The sequence below is a fragment of the Pseudomonas brassicacearum genome, assembly GCF_000585995.1.
Lineage (GTDB): Bacteria > Pseudomonadota > Gammaproteobacteria > Pseudomonadales > Pseudomonadaceae > Aquipseudomonas > Aquipseudomonas brassicacearum_A.
In genome coordinates this window covers 6300533-6315749 of the sequence record NZ_CP007410.1, presented here as the reverse complement: position 1 = coordinate 6315749, position 15217 = coordinate 6300533, and the positions used below count along the sequence as shown (strand labels likewise).

Below are 15217 nucleotides of genomic sequence, written 5' to 3'. Positions count from 1 at the left end.
GACAATGAGCGGCTAGTCTGGAACACGTCAAGATCGCGGCATGCGCGCGCTGTCTTGAACAGGAATCGAAGGCGCAGGAGGCGCGCAAACAGATCTCGCCGCCAAGAATTCGCAGGGCTCGTGAATCCCCGACGAATCATCATTCAGTAATTTCCTGCGTCGCCGATAAGTCATATCACGGCCTGATGGTGCTGTGATGGCACTCATATGTCGAAACGAGCTGAAAACTATTGAAACAATTCTTTTTGGAATTATAAAGAATCCATTATCCTGCGGGCCGATGTAGCAGGGGTTAGACCATAGTCGTAGTCACAAATGGTTACGATTGACTTGTCAGTCACGGTCTGGCGCTAATCGCGCATCCGCGGATTCCGGGCGTTCGATCCGGAGCCATAGATACACAAGAATTAGAAAACGAGAGGAGCGAAGCATGAACAAGTCCACCTTGGCACTGGCTGTGGCCGTTGGGGTTTTGGCGCAGCAAGCAGGCGCCGCCGGTTTTATCGAAGACAGCAAGGCGTCTGTCAGTTCCCGTACGCTGTATTTTGATAACGATAACCGCGAAGGCGGTTCCGACCAGCGTGAGACGGCCACTGGCCTGAAGTTCGACTACAAGTCCGGTTTCACCCAAGGCGTTGTTGGTTTTGGTATCGATGCCCAGGCCTTGGTCGGTATTCACCTCGATGGTGGTAGAGGCCATCACCCGGACAACAACTCCTTTGTTCCAAGTGACACCGACGGTTCGGCTGTACACAACTGGAGTCGTCTGTCTGGCAACGTAAAGGCGCTTTTCTCGAAGACCGAGGCTCACTTGGGCGGCGCCCTTGCACCTAACCTGCCGATCCTGGTCGCCAGTGATGGCCGTCTGCTGCCGCAAACCTTCGAAGGTGGCACCATCACTTCGAAGGAAATCGACGGCGTGACCTTCAACGCCGGTCAGCTGGAACACGCTGTTGGCCGTGCGGGGAGTAACAGCACTGGCCTGGCAGTGAACGGCGGTACCGAGGAAAGCAACCAGTTCCGTTACGGTGGTGCTGATTGGAAAGTCACCAAAGACCTGACCCTGCAGTACTACTACGCCAACCTGCAAGACTATTACAAACAGCACTTCCTGGGTGCCGTACATGTTTTCCCGATCAGTGAAGGCCAGTCGTTCAAAACTGATCTGCGCTACTTCGACAGCAGCTCGGATGGTCGTAACGGCGATGCTGGCTATCGCTTCAACAACAACGGTGGTTATGCCAAGAACCCGGGCGAGGTCGATAACAAGACCTGGAGCGCCATGTTCACTTACACCCTGGGCGGCAGCGCCTTCCTGTTGGGTCACCAGCAAGTTGGCGATGACGGTGGCTTTGTCTACCTCAACCAGGGCAGCCTGCTCAATGACGCCGGCCGTAACGAAGGGGCGGGTGGTTCGAGCTTCTACCTGTTCACCGACAGCATGATCAACGCATTTGTCCGTGCCGGTGAAAACACCACCTTCGGCCAATACTCCTACGACTTCACCGCCCTGGGTGCTCCAGGCCTGAAGGCTGCGATTGCCTACCTGCACGGCGATGACATCAAGTCTGCCACTGGCGGAAGCGATTCGTCCGAGTGGGAACGCGACATGCGCTTGGACTACGTCGTGCAGCAAGGTCCGTTGAAAGGCTTTGGCACTACCCTGCGTCACGGCACCTACCGTGGTAGCGGCACTGGTATCGCCAGCCAGGATCAGACCCGCCTGATCTTTAACTACACTTACAACTTCATGTAAGACGTAGAAAAGTAAAAAAAAGCCCCGCCCGGCATCACGCCGGGCGGGGCTTTTACGTTTTCGGGTCAGGCCCACCCCTGTAGCCTTCGCCGAAACTACTCCTCTTTCAGCAACTCGAGGCCTTCTCGAACCTCGCTGACGATCTTGGGCCGGTATGCGAAATGGCGCCAGTGAACAGTTTTTTATATTCCGTAAGGATATAAATAAATGGGTATTTATTCTTTTTAAAACAGGCGAAACCGGTGCAGAGTTGGGCTCACAACAACCTCACTAGGAGCCGCACCATGAGCCTCAGACTCGGCGACATCGCCCCCGACTTCGAACAGGATTCCAGCGCGGGCAAGATCCGCTTCCACGAATGGCTCGGTGACAGCTGGGGCGTGTTGTTTTCCCACCCGGCGGACTTCACGCCGGTGTGCACCACCGAACTGGGGTTCACTGCCAAGCTCAAGGATGAGTTCGCCAAGCGCGGGGTCAAGGCCATTGCTCTGTCGGTGGACCCGGTGGATTCGCACCACAAATGGATCGAGGACATCAACGAAACCCAGGGCACCGTCGTCAATTTCCCGATCCTGGCCGACGCCGACCGCAAGGTTTCTGACCTGTACGACCTGATCCACCCTAACGCCAGCGATACCTTGACCGTGCGCTCGTTGTTCGTGATTGACCCGAACAAGAAGGTTCGCCTGACCATCACGTATCCGGCCAGCACTGGGCGCAATTTCAACGAAATCCTGCGGGTGATCGATTCCTTGCAATTGACCGACAACTACAAAGTCGCCACCCCGGCCAACTGGCAGGACGGTGATGAAGTGGTGATCGTGCCGTCGCTCAAGGATGAAGAGGAACTCAAACAGCGCTTCCCCAAAGGCTATCGCGCTGTGAAGCCCTACCTGCGCCTCACCCCGCAGCCCAACCGCTGACACAACACCTGAACCTGAACCTGTGGGAGCGAGCTTGCTCGCGATAGCGTCGGATCTGCCGGCATCGATGTCGACGGATACACCGCTATCGCGAGCAAGCTCGCTCCCACAGGTTGGGCTTTCTGTGCACCAAGGGTTTTGGCCGTTCCGACGGCCTTTTTTATTGCCTTGAAAAAGCCAATCGTATATATCTATATATTATAAGTAAATGAATAAATATGATTTAAAGATATATAAATCCCCTGTTATGGTTTGCTCCATACAGCGAGATCGCCCGCCGCGAATCGCACGTGACATTAAGGAATGCCTGGCATGTTGGTCGTCTCACTCGGTGGCAGTCCCAGCCAACGCTCCCGTTCCGGAGTGCTACTGGAGCGCTCGCAGCGCTGGTTGCAGCAGCAAGGTGTGGAAGTGGTGAGCTATCAGGTGCGCGATTTCCCGGCCGAGGATCTGCTCCATGCCCGCTTCGACAGCCCGAAGGTGGTCGACCTGCTCCAGCAGATTGAAAATGCCGACGGCCTGCTAATCGCCACACCGGTCTACAAGGCGTCTTTTTCCGGTGCGCTGAAGACCGTGCTGGACTTGCTGCCCGAACGCGCCTTGGCCCATAAGGTGGTACTGCCCATGGCCACCGGCGGCAGCATCGCCCATATGCTGGCGGTGGATTACGCCCTCAAGCCGGTGCTGTCGGCGCTCAAGGCCCAGGAAATGCTCCATGGGATCTTTGCCGAGGACAGTCAGATCGCTTACGGCGAAGGCAACGCCCAAGCGCAATTGGCGCCGGCCCTGCAACAACGCCTCGACGAAGCTCTGGAGCAGTTTTTCAGCGCCATGGCTCGTCGCCCAAGGCCATTGGACCCTGGCGTGTTGAACGAACGTTTGTTGAGTGCTCGCTGGAGCATTTGAACCCGGTAACCCCTGATTCAACTCACCTTACTCAGCCGCCAACGGCCAAGCAGGTGCAGCCAAAACCCCACAGCAAAAAGGAGAGGCGCCATGCGCACTGTCATTTTGCGTCGCGGGCTGGTCGCTCTGTTTGCTGCGGCTGTGTCCTTCGGCGTCGTTACCCAGGCTCAAGCCGAAACCTTGCGGATCGGTTATCAGAAATACGGCACCCTGGTGCTGCTCAAGGCCAAGGGCTCTTTGGAGAAACGCCTGGCCGCCCAAGGCGTAGACGTGCAATGGACCGAATTCCCCGGTGGCCCGCAACTGCTTGAAGGCCTGAACGTCGGTTCCATCGACTTCGGCGTGACCGGTGAAACCCCGCCGGTGTTCGCCCAGGCGGCGGGCGCCGATCTGCTCTACGTCGCCTACGAACCGCCAGCGCCCGCCAGCGAGGCCATCCTGGTACCCAAGGGGTCTGCTATCCAGTCGGTGCAAGACCTCAAGGGCAAGAAAGTCGTGTTGAACAAAGGCTCCAACGTCCACTACCTGCTGGTGCGGGCGCTGGAGGATGCCGGCCTCAAGTACTCCGATATCCAGACGGTTTTCCTGCCGCCGGCCGACGCCCGCGCCGCGTTCGAGCGTGGCAGCGTCGACGCCTGGGTGATCTGGGATCCGTACCAGGCTGCCGCCGAGCAGCAGTTGCAGGCGCGCACCCTGCGTGATGGCAAAGGCATCGTCGACAACCATCAGTTTTACCTCGCGACCAAACCCTATGCGCAAAAGAACCCCCAGGTCATCACGGCTCTGGTGGAAGAAGTGCGTGCAGTGGGCGAGTGGTCCAGGGCCAACCCTGAAGACGTGACCAAACAGGTATCGCCGCTGCTCGGCCTGCCTGCCGACATCACCCTGACGTCGGTGAAGCGCCAAGGCTACGGGGCGTTGTTCCTCACGCCGGAAGTGGTGGCGGCGCAGCAGAAAATCGCCGACAGCTTCTACCAGCTCAAATTGATTCCCAAGCCCTTGAGCATCAAGGACGTGATCTGGACGCCGCCGGCAGCCGTTGCGACCGCGCAGTAATTCGATTCCTTCAGGAGACCACTCCATGAGCCTCAATATTTTCTGGTTCTTGCCCACCCACGGTGACGGCCATTACCTTGGCACCGCCGAAGGCGCCCGCGCCGTCGATCACGGCTACCTGCAACAGATTGCCCAAGCGGCCGATCGACTGGGTTTTGGTGGCGTGCTGATCCCCACCGGGCGTTCTTGCGAGGATTCCTGGCTGGTGGCCGCTTCGTTGATTCCCGTGACCCAGCGCCTGAAGTTTCTCGTCGCCCTGCGCCCCGGGATCATTTCCCCGACGGTGGCGGCGCGTCAGGCCGCGACCCTCGATCGGTTGTCCGGCGGGCGGGCGTTGTTCAACCTGGTGACCGGCGGTGACCCGGACGAACTGGCCGGCGATGGCCTGTTTCTCGACCACGAGCAACGCTATCAGGCATCGGTGGAATTCACCCGCATCTGGCGCCGGGTGCTGGAAGGCGAAACCGTGGATTACGACGGCGAACACATCAGTGTGAAGGGCGCCAAACTGCTCTATCCGCCGATCCAGCAACCGCGTCCGCCGCTGTATTTCGGCGGCTCGTCGGAAGCTGCCCAGGACTTGGCGGCCGAGCAAGTGGAAATGGTATTGACCTGGGGCGAACCACCCGCGGCCGTCGCGGAAAAAATCGCCCAGGTGCGGGCCAAGGCGGCGAAACTCGGGCGTACCGTGCGCTTCGGCATCCGCCTGCATGTAATCGTGCGTGAAACCAACGCCGAGGCCTGGCAAGCGGCCAACCGGCTGATCTCCCATCTGGATGACGAGACCATTGCCCGTGCCCAGGCCTCCCTGGCGCGCTTCGATTCGGTGGGCCAGCAGCGCATGGCCGCCCTGCACGGCGGCAGCCGCGACAAGCTGGAAGTCAGCCCCAACCTCTGGGCCGGTGTCGGCCTGGTTCGCGGCGGTGCCGGTACGGCGCTGGTGGGCGACGGTCCGACCGTGGCGGCGCGGGTCAAGGAATACGCTGAACTGGGGATCGACACCTTTATCTTTTCCGGTTATCCACACCTGGAGGAGTCCTACCGCGTGGCGGAACTGCTGTTTCCGCACCTGGACGTGGAACGCCCGGAACTGCCGAAAAGCCAGGGTTATGTGAGCCCCTTCGGTGAAATGGTCGCCAACGACATCCTGCCCAAAGCCGCGTCCCAGAGCTGAGGCGGCCATGAAGAAAATCATCCACAACCTGGCGCCGTGGGCGGTGCCGCTGCTGTTGCTGGCGGTCTGGCAACTGTCGGTGTCGGCGGGCTGGTTATCCACGCGGATCCTGCCGGCCCCCGTGGCGGTGATCGAAGCCGGGGTGAGCCTGGTGCGCAGCGGCGAGATCTGGACGCACCTGGCCATCAGCGGTTGGCGGGCCGCGGTCGGTTTCCTGATCGGCGGTGGCATCGGCCTGGCCTTGGGCTTTATCACCGGCCTGTCGAAATGGGGTGAGCGCCTGCTGGACAGTTCGGTGCAAATGGTCCGGAACGTCCCGCACCTGGCGTTGATTCCGCTGGTGATCCTGTGGTTTGGCATCGACGAGTCGGCGAAGATTTTCCTGGTGGCCCTGGGCACGTTGTTCCCGATCTACCTCAACACCTACCACGGGATCCGCAACGTCGACCCGGCGTTGGTGGAGATGTCCCGCAGCTACGGCTTGTCCGGCTTCAGCCTGTTTCGCCAGGTGATCCTGCCGGGCGCCTTGCCTTCGATCCTGGTGGGCGTGCGTTTTGCCCTGGGCTTCATGTGGCTGACGCTGATCGTGGCGGAAACCATCTCGGCCAGCTCCGGCATTGGTTACCTGGCAATGAATGCCCGGGAGTTTTTGCAGACCGATGTGGTGGTGCTGGCGATTCTTCTCTACGCCGTACTGGGTAAATTGGCCGATCTTGCCGCCCGTGGGCTTGAGCGGGTTTGGCTGCGCTGGCATCCGGCGTATCAAGTGAACAAGGGAGGTGCCACATGACCGCCCAACAACCTCCGCGCCTGCTGCGAGGCATTCCGCTGGCGGTGCGCAAGCTGCAGAAAACCTTCGGCTCGCGCCAGGTACTGCGGGAGATCGACCTGCATATCCCGGCCGGGCAGTTCGTGGCCGTGGTCGGTCGCAGCGGCTGCGGCAAAAGTACTTTGCTGCGCTTGTTGGCTGGCCTCGACCAGCCAACCGGCGGCCAGCTGTTGGCGGGCTCGGCGTCATTGAGCGAGGCACGGGAAGACACGCGGCTGATGTTCCAGGAAGCACGTTTGCTGCCCTGGAAAAAAAACATCGACAACGTCGGTCTCGGCCTCAAAGGCAACTGGCGGCCGCAAGCGTTGCAGGCACTGGAAGCGGTGGGCCTGGCCGACCGCGCCCATGAGTGGCCGGCGGCGCTGTCCGGCGGACAGAAACAACGGGTGGCCCTGGCTCGTGCCTTGATCCATCAACCGCGCCTGCTGTTGCTCGACGAGCCCTTGGGAGCGCTGGACGCCCTGACTCGCATCGAGATGCAGCAATTGATCGAGCGCCTGTGGCAGCAATACGGTTTTACCGTGCTGCTGGTAACCCATGACGTGAGTGAAGCCGTGGCGATCGCCGATAGGGTGATCCTGATCGAGGACGGTCAGATCGGCCTCGACCTGCCCATCGACCTGCCACGTCCACGGGTTCGCGGCTCCCATCGCCTGGCAACCCTGGAAACCGAAGTCCTCAACCGCGTGCTGTCCTTGCCCGGCCAACCGCCGGAACCCGAACCCGTTTCACCCTTGCCTACGCAATTGCGTTGGGCGCAATAATTCCATCCAGACAGGAATCAACACCATGACTATCAAAGCCATCAACGTACGCAACCAGTTCAAAGGCACCATCAAGGAAATCGTCGAAGGCGACGTGCTATCGGAAATCGACGTGCAAACCGCCTCCGGCATCGTCACCTCGGTCATCACCACCCGCTCGGTGAAGGAGCTGGAGCTGGCCATCGGCAGCGAAGTGATTGCCTTCGTTAAATCCACCGAGGTGTCTATCGCCAAGTTGTGAGCGATGGTTCACCCACAGCCCCGGACGGCACGAGCCTTTCGGGGTTTTTAGTTTTTAAGCGGCTTTTAAACGCGCTTTATTCAGGTTAAAGCGCGCTATAAGGCGGTTTATGAATCAGGCGACTTCACGCTTGGGCAAATACGGCGGCAGGTACAATCCCAGGTAGGCATCGAACACCCGCATGCCTTCTTCGGCCATGCGCGGGGTGATCTGGCCGTGCTGCTGTATCGAGCGGGCGTAGACGCGGTCACCCAGTTCCATGGCCAGGGCGAACACATCGACGTCGTTGGGCAGGGGCGGCAGCGCGAAATGGTGGTCGAACACCTTGTGCATCAAGTCACTCAGCTCGAGGTCGTGTTGGCGGTCGGCCTGAGTGACTTCGGTCAGGCCGTGCTGGGCCAGGATCAGCTGGCGAGCGGCGGCATCCTGGTTGTAGATGGCGAGCATGCGCTGTTCCACCAGTCGTGACAGGTCGTGCCAGTGGTTCAGCGCTGCATGATCAACCGGTGCTTGCAGGCCAGCGCGAAAAGCGGCGTGGACGTCGGCGGTCAGGGCTTCGAGCAGGGCCGGAACGCTGGCGAAGAAGTGATATACGGAGGAGGGCGGGATCCCGGCGCGCTCGGCGACGCTGTAGATCGACAGGCTGGCCACGCCTTCGGCGGCAAGCAGCGTACGAGCGGCATCGAGAATCGAGTCGATCCGGGCTTGGCTGCGTGCGCGGGGTTTGCGAGGGGTGGCGATGCGCGTCATGGCTGTCTCCTGCGGGGCTGGCGGGCATTGTACGCAGAGCGGGCGGAGGGTCCATAGCGGCACTTGGGAGCAAAGGAGTCCCTGTGGCGAGGGAGCTTGCTCCCGCTGGGCTGCGAAGCAGCCCTTAAGTCAGCCACTGCGGGGCTCCAAATTGTCCGCTTAAGCTTTTTGGGGCTGCTGCGCAGCCCAGCGGGAGCAAGCTCCCTCGCCACAATGATGGGTGAGTAGCCATAAAAAACGCCGCAGCCCTGAAGGCCTGCGGCGTTTTTCTTTACTGCAACCAGTTACACGGTATGCAGGTACCAGTTGTACTCAAGGTCGGAGATGGAGTGTTCGAACTCCTCCAGCTCACTCTCCTTGCAGGCCACGAAGATATCGATGTATTTCGGATCGATGTACTTGGCCATGACCTCGCTGTCGTCCAATTCGCGCAAGGCATCGCGCAAGTTGTTCGGCAGGCTTTGCTCGTTCTGCTCGTAGCTGTTGCCTTCCACCGGCGCACCGGGTTCGATCTTGTTGACCAGGCCATGGTGCACGCCGGCCAGCACTGCCGCCATCAGCAGGTACGGGTTGGCGTCGGCGCCCGCGACGCGATGTTCCAGGCGCACGGCATCGGCTGAGCCGGTGGGCACGCGCAGGGCCACGGTGCGGTTGTCCAGGCCCCAGGTCGGCGAGTTCGGTACGTAGAACTGTGCGCCGAAACGCCGGTAGGAGTTGACGTTCGGGCAGAGGAAAGCCATCTGCGCCGGTAGGGTCTCGAGCACACCGCCGATCGCGTGACGCAGTGCGGCGTTCTGCTCGGGATCCTCGCTGGCAAAAATATTCTTGCCATCCTTGTCCAGAATCGAAATATGAACGTGCAGACCGTTGCCCGCCTGGCCCGGATACGGCTTGGCCATGAAGGTCGTGTCCATTTCATGGTCGTAGGCGATGTTCTTGATCAGGCGCTTGAGCAGTACCGCGTAGTCGCAGGCCTTGATCGGGTCGGCCACGTGGTGCAGGTTCACTTCGAACTGCGCCGGGGCACTTTCCTTGACGATGGCATCGGCGGGAATGCCTTGCTCCTTGGCCCCTTCCAGAATGTCCTGGAGGCAATCGACGTATTCGTCGAGGTCGTCGATCAGGTAGACCTGGGTCGAGTGTGGGCGTTTGCCGGAGATCGGCGAGCGGGGCGGTTGTGGGCGTCCATTCACGTTCTCCTGGTCGATCAGGTAGAACTCAAGCTCAAATGCGGCGCAGATGGTCAGGCCGAGTTCATCGAACTTGGTCACGACTTGGCGCAGGACTTCGCGGGGGTCGGCGAAGAAAGGTTCACCTTCGAGTTCGTGCATGGTCATCAACAGTTGCGCAGTGGGGCGCTTCTGCCAGGGTTCATTGCACAGGGTGTCAGGGATTGGATAACAGATTCGGTCAGCGTCGCCGATGTCCAGGCCCAGGCCGGTGCTTTCCACCGTCGAGCCATTGATATCCAGAGCAAATAAAGAGGCCGGCAGGTTGATGCCTTTCTCGTAAACCTTGTGGAGGCTGGTGCGTTCGATGCGCTTGCCGCGCACCACACCATTCATATCCGCAATTAGAAGGTCAACGTACAGAACCTCAGGATGTTCCTTAAGGAACGCGTTCGCTTCGTTAAGCTGAACGGCACGCGGGGGTACCGACATGATGCAACACCTTTGTTGTTAAAAATATCAATCATTGAACTCTTCGAAAGCCAGTCAACCCGAACGGCATGCCGAAGTCAAGCAGGGCCTTTTTTGCCCTAAAAAAGCACCTACAGGGCTTTTTTGAGGCAATTTAGGGCGTTTTTTTCCCTTTGGCGGGCTTGGCGCCCGCAGGCTTGAGCGGGCCGTGTTGTATTTTTTACGGGGGTGTTGTGTAAAAAAATGAACAAGGCTAAGCTCGATTAAAACCCATAACAGCAATAATACCGGGGTGCTTCATGTCTCGCCTGCCGTTAATCGGCGTCACCACCTGCTCCAAGCAGATCGGTCTGCATGCTTATCACATCAGTGGCGATAAATATTCCCGGGCTGTCGCGACAGCCGCCAAGGGCTTGCCAATGATGATCCCGTCCCTGGCGGATCTGTTCTCGCCGTCCGATATTCTGGACGCCTTGGACGGCATTCTCTTTACCGGCTCTCCTTCTAATGTAGAACCTTTTCACTACCAGGGCCCCGCCAGCGCGCCGGGCACTGCCCATGATCCTGCGCGGGACGCCACCACCCTGCCGCTGATCCGCGCCGCTGTCGATGCGGGCGTGCCGGTGCTGGGCATCTGCCGGGGGTTCCAGGAAATGAACGTAGCCTTTGGCGGCAGCCTTCACCAAAAAGTTCATGAAGTCGGAACCTTCATCGACCATCGTGAAGACGACACACAATCAGTGGACATTCAGTACGGCCCGGCTCACCCCATGCATATCCAGCCGGGCGGCGTCCTCGCGGGCCTGGGCTTGCCTCCGGTGATTGACGTCAATTCGATCCACGGCCAGGGCATCGAGCGCCTGGCGCCCGGCCTGCGGGCCGAAGCATTGGCGCCGGACGGCCTGATCGAGGCGGTCTCGGTGATACAAGGCAAGGCTTTTGCTTTAGGTGTGCAGTGGCACCCTGAATGGGAGGTAAGCTCGAATCCGTACTACCTTGCGATTTTCCAGGCATTTGGCGATGCCTGCCGAGCAAGGGCAACACAACGCGACGCCGATGCGTCAACCAACGCCTGACTACTAATAGCAGCCAGGAAACTCACGCCTAGAGGCATTTATGAGTAACAACCTCGACCAGCTCACCGATTGGTTGAAAGACCATAAGATCACAGAAGTCGAATGCATGATTGGCGACCTGACCGGCATTACCCGGGGCAAGATCTCGCCGACCAACAAGTTCATTGCAGAAAAAGGTATGCGCCTGCCCGAGAGCGTCCTGCTCCAGACCGTTACGGGCGATTACGTCGAAGACGACATCTACTACGAACTGCTCGATCCGGCCGACATCGACATGATCTGCCGCCCGGACGAAAACGCAGTGTTCCTTGTGCCCTGGGCCATTGAGCCCACCGCCCAGGTTATCCACGACGCCTACGACAAACAGGGCAACCCCATCGAGCTGTCGCCGCGCAACGTGCTCAAGAAAGTACTCAAGCTCTACGCCGACAAGGGCTGGCAGCCGATCGTCGCGCCGGAAATGGAGTTCTACCTGACCAAGCGCAGCGACGACCCCGACTTCCCGCTGCAACCGCCCATTGGCCGCTCCGGCCGCCCGGAAACCGGTCGCCAGTCTTTCTCGATTGAAGCGGCCAACGAATTCGACCCGCTGTTCGAAGACGTCTATGACTGGTGCGAATTGCAGGAACTGGACCTCGATACCTTGATCCACGAGGACGGCACGGCGCAGATGGAAATCAACTTCCGTCACGGCGACGCTTTGTCCCTGGCCGACCAGATCCTGGTGTTCAAGCGCACCATGCGTGAAGCGGCGCTCAAGCACAATGTGGCGGCCACCTTCATGGCCAAGCCCATGACCGGCGAGCCGGGCAGCGCCATGCACCTGCACCAGAGCATCATCGACAAAGACACCGGCAAGAACGTCTTCTCTAATGAAGACGGCTCCATGAGCGAGCTGTTCCTGCACCATATCGGCGGTTTGCAGAAATTCATCCCCGAGCTGTTGCCGCTGTTCGCTCCCAACGTCAACTCGTTCCGCCGCTTCCTGCCCGACACCTCGGCGCCGGTGAACGTGGAGTGGGGCGAAGAGAACCGCACCGTGGGCCTGCGGGTTCCAGATGCCGGGCCGCAGAACCGCCGGGTGGAAAACCGCCTGCCGGGCGCCGACGCCAACCCGTACCTGGCGATTGCCGCCAGCCTGCTGTGTGGCTTCATTGGCATGGTCGAAGGCATCAACCCGAGCGCGCCGGTGGTGGGCCGAGGCTACGAACGCCGCAACCTGCGTTTGCCGCTGACCATCGAAGACGCCCTGGAACGCATGGAAAACAGCGCCACCATCGAGAAATACCTGGGCAAGAAATTCATCACAGGCTACGTCGCGGTCAAGCGGGCCGAGCATGAAAACTTCAAGCGCGTCATCAGTTCGTGGGAGCGGGAATTCCTGCTCTTCGCCGTCTGATGCGCCGGGCGACGCTGCTCCGGGCAGTGTCGCCTCCACCGATATAAAGGAGAATTCGCATGACCCGCAACAACCCGCAAACCCGTGAATGGCAAGCCCTGAGCAATGATCACCACCTGGCGCCGTTCAGCGACTTCAAACAGCTCAAAGAGAAAGGCCCGCGCATCATCACCCACGCCAAGGGTGTCTACCTGTGGGACAGTGAAGGCAACAAGATCCTCGACGGCATGGCCGGCCTCTGGTGCGTGGCGGTCGGCTACGGCCGCGATGAGCTGGCCGATGCGGCCAGCCAACAGATGCGCGAGCTGCCTTATTACAACCTGTTCTTCCAGACGGCCCACCCGCCGGTACTGGAGCTGTCCAAAGCCATCGCCGATATCGCCCCTGAAGGCATGAACCATGTGTTTTTCACCGGTTCCGGCTCCGAGGGCAACGACACCATGCTGCGGATGGTCCGCCACTATTGGGCGATCAAGGGCCAGCCGAACAAGAAAGTCATCATCAGCCGCAAGAACGGTTATCACGGTTCGACCGTCGCGGGCGCGAGCCTGGGCGGCATGACCTATATGCACGAGCAGGGCGACCTGCCGATCCCGGGTATTGTCCACATCGCCCAGCCTTACTGGTTCGGCGAAGGCGGCGACATGAGCCCTGAAGAGTTCGGTGTGTGGGCGGCGAACCAGTTGGAAGAGAAAATCCTGGAGATCGGCGTGGACAACGTCGGTGCCTTCATCGCCGAGCCGATCCAAGGCGCGGGCGGGGTGATCGTGCCGCCGGACAGCTACTGGCCGCGCATGAAGGAAATCCTCGCCAAGTACGACATCCTGTTCGTGGCCGACGAAGTGATCTGTGGCTTCGGCCGCACCGGTGAGTGGTTCGGTACCGACTACTACGGGTTGAAACCGCACATGATGACCATCGCCAAGGGACTGACCTCCGGCTACATCCCCATGGGCGGGCTGATTGTGCGCGATGACGTGGTCGCAGTGCTCAACGAAGGCGGTGACTTCAACCACGGCTTTACCTACTCCGGCCACCCGGTGGCTGCTGCGGTGGCCTTGGAAAACATCCGCATCCTGCGTGACGAAAAGATCATCGAGCGCGTTCATGCTGAAACGGCACCCTATTTGCAGAAGCGTTTGCGGGAACTGAACGATCATCCGCTGGTGGGTGAAGTGCGCGGTATCGGTTTGTTGGGGGCGATCGAGCTGGTCCAGGACAAGGCCACGCGCAAGCGCTACGAAGGCAAGGGCGTGGGCATGATCTGCCGGCAGTTCTGCTTCGATAACGGGCTGATCATGCGCGCGGTGGGCGACACCATGATCATTGCGCCGCCGCTGGTGATCAGCAAGGCCGAGATCGATGAACTGGTGACCAAGGCGCGGCAGTGCCTGGACCTGACCCTCGGTGCGTTGCAAGGCTAAGTGCTAGGCTCTGAGCGAGGTACCTGCAAGGGCCTCGCCCAGTGTGAACAAAAGGCTGGGCTTGTGTTGAAAGCCTGCCCTGTAACTTGCCAGACTACCGCTTGTTCAAGTTGCCCGCGAGCCGGCTGCTGAACGTGGCTAAAAAGAATAACCGGAGCATCAATCCATGAAGGCATTAGGTATGAAGATAGCTGGCAAGACTCTCCTGGCCATGTCCCTGATGGGCGTGATGGCGGGTGCCGCTCAGGCGGACGATAAAGTGCTGCACGTCTATAACTGGTCCGACTACATTGCGCCGGACACCGTTGCCAAGTTCGAGAAAGAGTCGGGGATCAAAGTCGTCTACGACGTGTTTGACAGCAACGAAACCCTGGAAGCCAAGTTGCTGGCCGGCAAGTCCGGCTATGACATCGTGGTGCCGTCGAACAATTTCCTGGCCAAGCAGATCAAGGCCGGGGTCTACCAAAAGCTCGACAAGTCCAAGTTGCCTAACTGGAAGAACCTCAACACCGACCTGCTCAAGGCTGTTTCGGTGAGCGACCCGGGCAACGAACACGCCTTCCCATACATGTGGGGTTCGATCGGCATCGGCTTCAACGCTGAGAAGGTCAAGGCTGCCCTGGGTGCCGACGCGCCAACCAACTCGTGGGATTTGCTGTTCAAGCCGGAGAACGCCGCCAAGCTGAAATCCTGCGGCATCAGCTTCCTCGATTCGCCGACCGAGATGATCCCGGTGGCGCTGCATTACCTGGGCTACCCGACCGACAGCCAGGACAAGAAGCAACTGGCTGAAGCCGAGGCGCTGTTCCTCAAGATCCGTCCTTCGATCGGCTACTTCCACTCCTCCAAGTACATCTCCGACCTGGCCAACGGCAACATCTGCGTAGCGGTCGGCTACTCGGGCGATATCTACCAGGCCAAGTCCCGTGCTGCCGAAGCCGGTGGCAAGGTGAAAGTCAGCTACAACATTCCGAAGGAAGGTGCCGGCAGCTTCTTCGACATGGTCGCCATCCCTAAAGATGCCGAAAACGTCGAGGGCGCCTACAAGTTCATGACCTTCCTGCAAAAGCCGGAAATCATGGCTGAGATCACCGACACCGTGAGTTTCCCGAACGGTAACGCGGCGTCTACGCCGCTGGTCAACAAGGAAATCACCAGCGACCCGGGCATCTACCCGCCAGCGGACGTGCAAGCCAAGCTCTACGCGATTGCCGACCTGCCAGCGGCGACCCAGCGAATCATGACCCGCAGCTGGACCAAGATCAAATCCGGTAAATAA

At 59.8% G+C, this 15217-nt stretch carries 14 protein-coding genes; 12 read left to right on the top strand and 2 right to left on the bottom strand.

Features of this window, described 5'->3' with window-relative positions; genetic code table 11:
• The first annotated feature begins 430 nt into the window (after nt 1–430).
• The 8 genes from CD58_RS27250 (at nt 431) to CD58_RS27215 (ending at nt 7649) form a co-directional block, all read left to right on the top strand.
• The gene (locus CD58_RS27250; RefSeq protein ID WP_025216031.1) at nt 431–1756 is read left to right on the top strand and encodes an OprD family outer membrane porin; all 1326 of its coding nucleotides are present in this window, start codon (nt 431–433) and stop codon (nt 1754–1756) included.
• A 284-nt stretch (nt 1757–2040) separates the two neighbouring features.
• A complete protein-coding gene (locus tag CD58_RS27245) occupies nt 2041–2679 on the top strand; it encodes a peroxiredoxin (RefSeq protein ID WP_025216030.1) in 639 nt (212 codons plus the stop codon).
• A gap of 312 nt (nt 2680–2991) precedes the next feature.
• Complete coding sequence (ssuE, locus tag CD58_RS27240) at nt 2992–3585, top strand: NADPH-dependent FMN reductase (protein ID WP_025216029.1); 594 nt, start codon at nt 2992–2994, stop codon at nt 3583–3585.
• 90 nt (nt 3586–3675) lie between these two features.
• On the top strand, nt 3676–4641 hold the full coding sequence (locus CD58_RS27235) for a sulfonate ABC transporter substrate-binding protein (protein ID WP_025216028.1): 966 nt from the start codon (nt 3676–3678) through the stop codon (nt 4639–4641).
• Between the two features lie 25 nt (nt 4642–4666).
• On the top strand, nt 4667–5815 hold the full coding sequence (gene ssuD / locus CD58_RS27230; RefSeq protein ID WP_025216027.1) for an FMNH2-dependent alkanesulfonate monooxygenase: 1149 nt from the start codon (nt 4667–4669) through the stop codon (nt 5813–5815).
• A 7-nt stretch (nt 5816–5822) separates the two neighbouring features.
• The gene (gene ssuC / locus CD58_RS27225) at nt 5823–6605 is read left to right on the top strand and encodes an aliphatic sulfonate ABC transporter permease SsuC (protein ID WP_025216026.1); all 783 of its coding nucleotides are present in this window, start codon (nt 5823–5825) and stop codon (nt 6603–6605) included.
• Nucleotides 6602–7408: an aliphatic sulfonates ABC transporter ATP-binding protein gene (gene ssuB / locus CD58_RS27220; RefSeq protein WP_025216025.1), complete on the top strand. Its 807-nt coding sequence runs from the start codon at nt 6602–6604 to the stop codon at nt 7406–7408. The genes ssuC and ssuB overlap by 4 nt, the downstream gene beginning before the upstream one ends.
• Nucleotides 7409–7433: 25 nt before the next feature.
• Nucleotides 7434–7649, top strand: a complete 216-nt coding sequence (locus CD58_RS27215) for a TOBE domain-containing protein (protein ID WP_003177394.1) — start codon at nt 7434–7436, stop codon at nt 7647–7649.
• A 114-nt stretch (nt 7650–7763) separates the two neighbouring features.
• Here CD58_RS27215 and CD58_RS27210 read toward each other — a convergent pair whose 3' ends face one another.
• Both CD58_RS27210 and CD58_RS27205 read right to left on the bottom strand, forming a co-directional pair.
• A complete protein-coding gene (locus tag CD58_RS27210; RefSeq protein ID WP_025216024.1) occupies nt 7764–8399 on the bottom strand; it encodes a TetR/AcrR family transcriptional regulator in 636 nt (211 codons plus the stop codon).
• 284 nt (nt 8400–8683) lie between these two features.
• Nucleotides 8684–10060 (bottom strand): glutamine synthetase family protein, encoded by a 1377-nt coding sequence (locus CD58_RS27205; RefSeq protein WP_025216023.1) that lies wholly within the window; start codon nt 10058–10060, stop codon nt 8684–8686.
• 278 nt (nt 10061–10338) lie between these two features.
• Here CD58_RS27205 and CD58_RS27200 point away from each other — a divergent pair, with 278 nt between their 5' ends.
• From CD58_RS27200 to CD58_RS27185, 4 genes are all read left to right on the top strand, one after another.
• Nucleotides 10339–11115: a gamma-glutamyl-gamma-aminobutyrate hydrolase family protein gene (locus tag CD58_RS27200; protein ID WP_025216022.1), complete on the top strand. Its 777-nt coding sequence runs from the start codon at nt 10339–10341 to the stop codon at nt 11113–11115.
• 40 nt (nt 11116–11155) lie between these two features.
• Nucleotides 11156–12514, top strand: a complete 1359-nt coding sequence (locus CD58_RS27195; protein WP_025216021.1) for a glutamine synthetase family protein — start codon at nt 11156–11158, stop codon at nt 12512–12514.
• A 59-nt stretch (nt 12515–12573) separates the two neighbouring features.
• Entirely contained in the window at nt 12574–13938 is a 1365-nt protein-coding gene (locus CD58_RS27190) for an aspartate aminotransferase family protein (RefSeq protein ID WP_025216020.1), read from the top strand.
• Nucleotides 13939–14119: 181 nt separating this feature from the next.
• Nucleotides 14120–15217 (top strand): polyamine ABC transporter substrate-binding protein, encoded by a 1098-nt coding sequence (locus CD58_RS27185; protein ID WP_025216019.1) that lies wholly within the window; start codon nt 14120–14122, stop codon nt 15215–15217.

Excerpts from the sequence above, each read along its gene's own strand:
- CD58_RS27215 (WP_003177394.1), top strand. The coding sequence starts at position 7,434 with ATGACTATCAAAGCCATCAACGTACGCAACCAGTTCAAAGGCACCATC.
- CD58_RS27195 (WP_025216021.1), top strand. The coding sequence starts at position 11,156 with ATGAGTAACAACCTCGACCAGCTCACCGATTGGTTGAAAGACCATAAG.
- CD58_RS27190 (WP_025216020.1), top strand. The coding sequence starts at position 12,574 with ATGACCCGCAACAACCCGCAAACCCGTGAATGGCAAGCCCTGAGCAAT.
- CD58_RS27245 (WP_025216030.1), top strand. The coding sequence starts at position 2,041 with ATGAGCCTCAGACTCGGCGACATCGCCCCCGACTTCGAACAGGATTCC.
- CD58_RS27235 (WP_025216028.1), top strand. The coding sequence starts at position 3,676 with ATGCGCACTGTCATTTTGCGTCGCGGGCTGGTCGCTCTGTTTGCTGCG.
- ssuC (WP_025216026.1), top strand. The coding sequence starts at position 5,823 with ATGAAGAAAATCATCCACAACCTGGCGCCGTGGGCGGTGCCGCTGCTG.
- CD58_RS27250 (WP_025216031.1), top strand. The coding sequence starts at position 431 with ATGAACAAGTCCACCTTGGCACTGGCTGTGGCCGTTGGGGTTTTGGCG.
- ssuB (WP_025216025.1), top strand. The coding sequence starts at position 6,602 with ATGACCGCCCAACAACCTCCGCGCCTGCTGCGAGGCATTCCGCTGGCG.
- CD58_RS27200 (WP_025216022.1), top strand. The coding sequence starts at position 10,339 with ATGTCTCGCCTGCCGTTAATCGGCGTCACCACCTGCTCCAAGCAGATC.
- CD58_RS27185 (WP_025216019.1), top strand. The coding sequence starts at position 14,120 with ATGAAGATAGCTGGCAAGACTCTCCTGGCCATGTCCCTGATGGGCGTG.
- ssuE (WP_025216029.1), top strand. The coding sequence starts at position 2,992 with ATGTTGGTCGTCTCACTCGGTGGCAGTCCCAGCCAACGCTCCCGTTCC.
- CD58_RS27210 (WP_025216024.1), bottom strand. The coding sequence starts at position 8,399 with ATGACGCGCATCGCCACCCCTCGCAAACCCCGCGCACGCAGCCAAGCC.
- CD58_RS27205 (WP_025216023.1), bottom strand. The coding sequence starts at position 10,060 with ATGTCGGTACCCCCGCGTGCCGTTCAGCTTAACGAAGCGAACGCGTTC.
- ssuD (WP_025216027.1), top strand. The coding sequence starts at position 4,667 with ATGAGCCTCAATATTTTCTGGTTCTTGCCCACCCACGGTGACGGCCAT.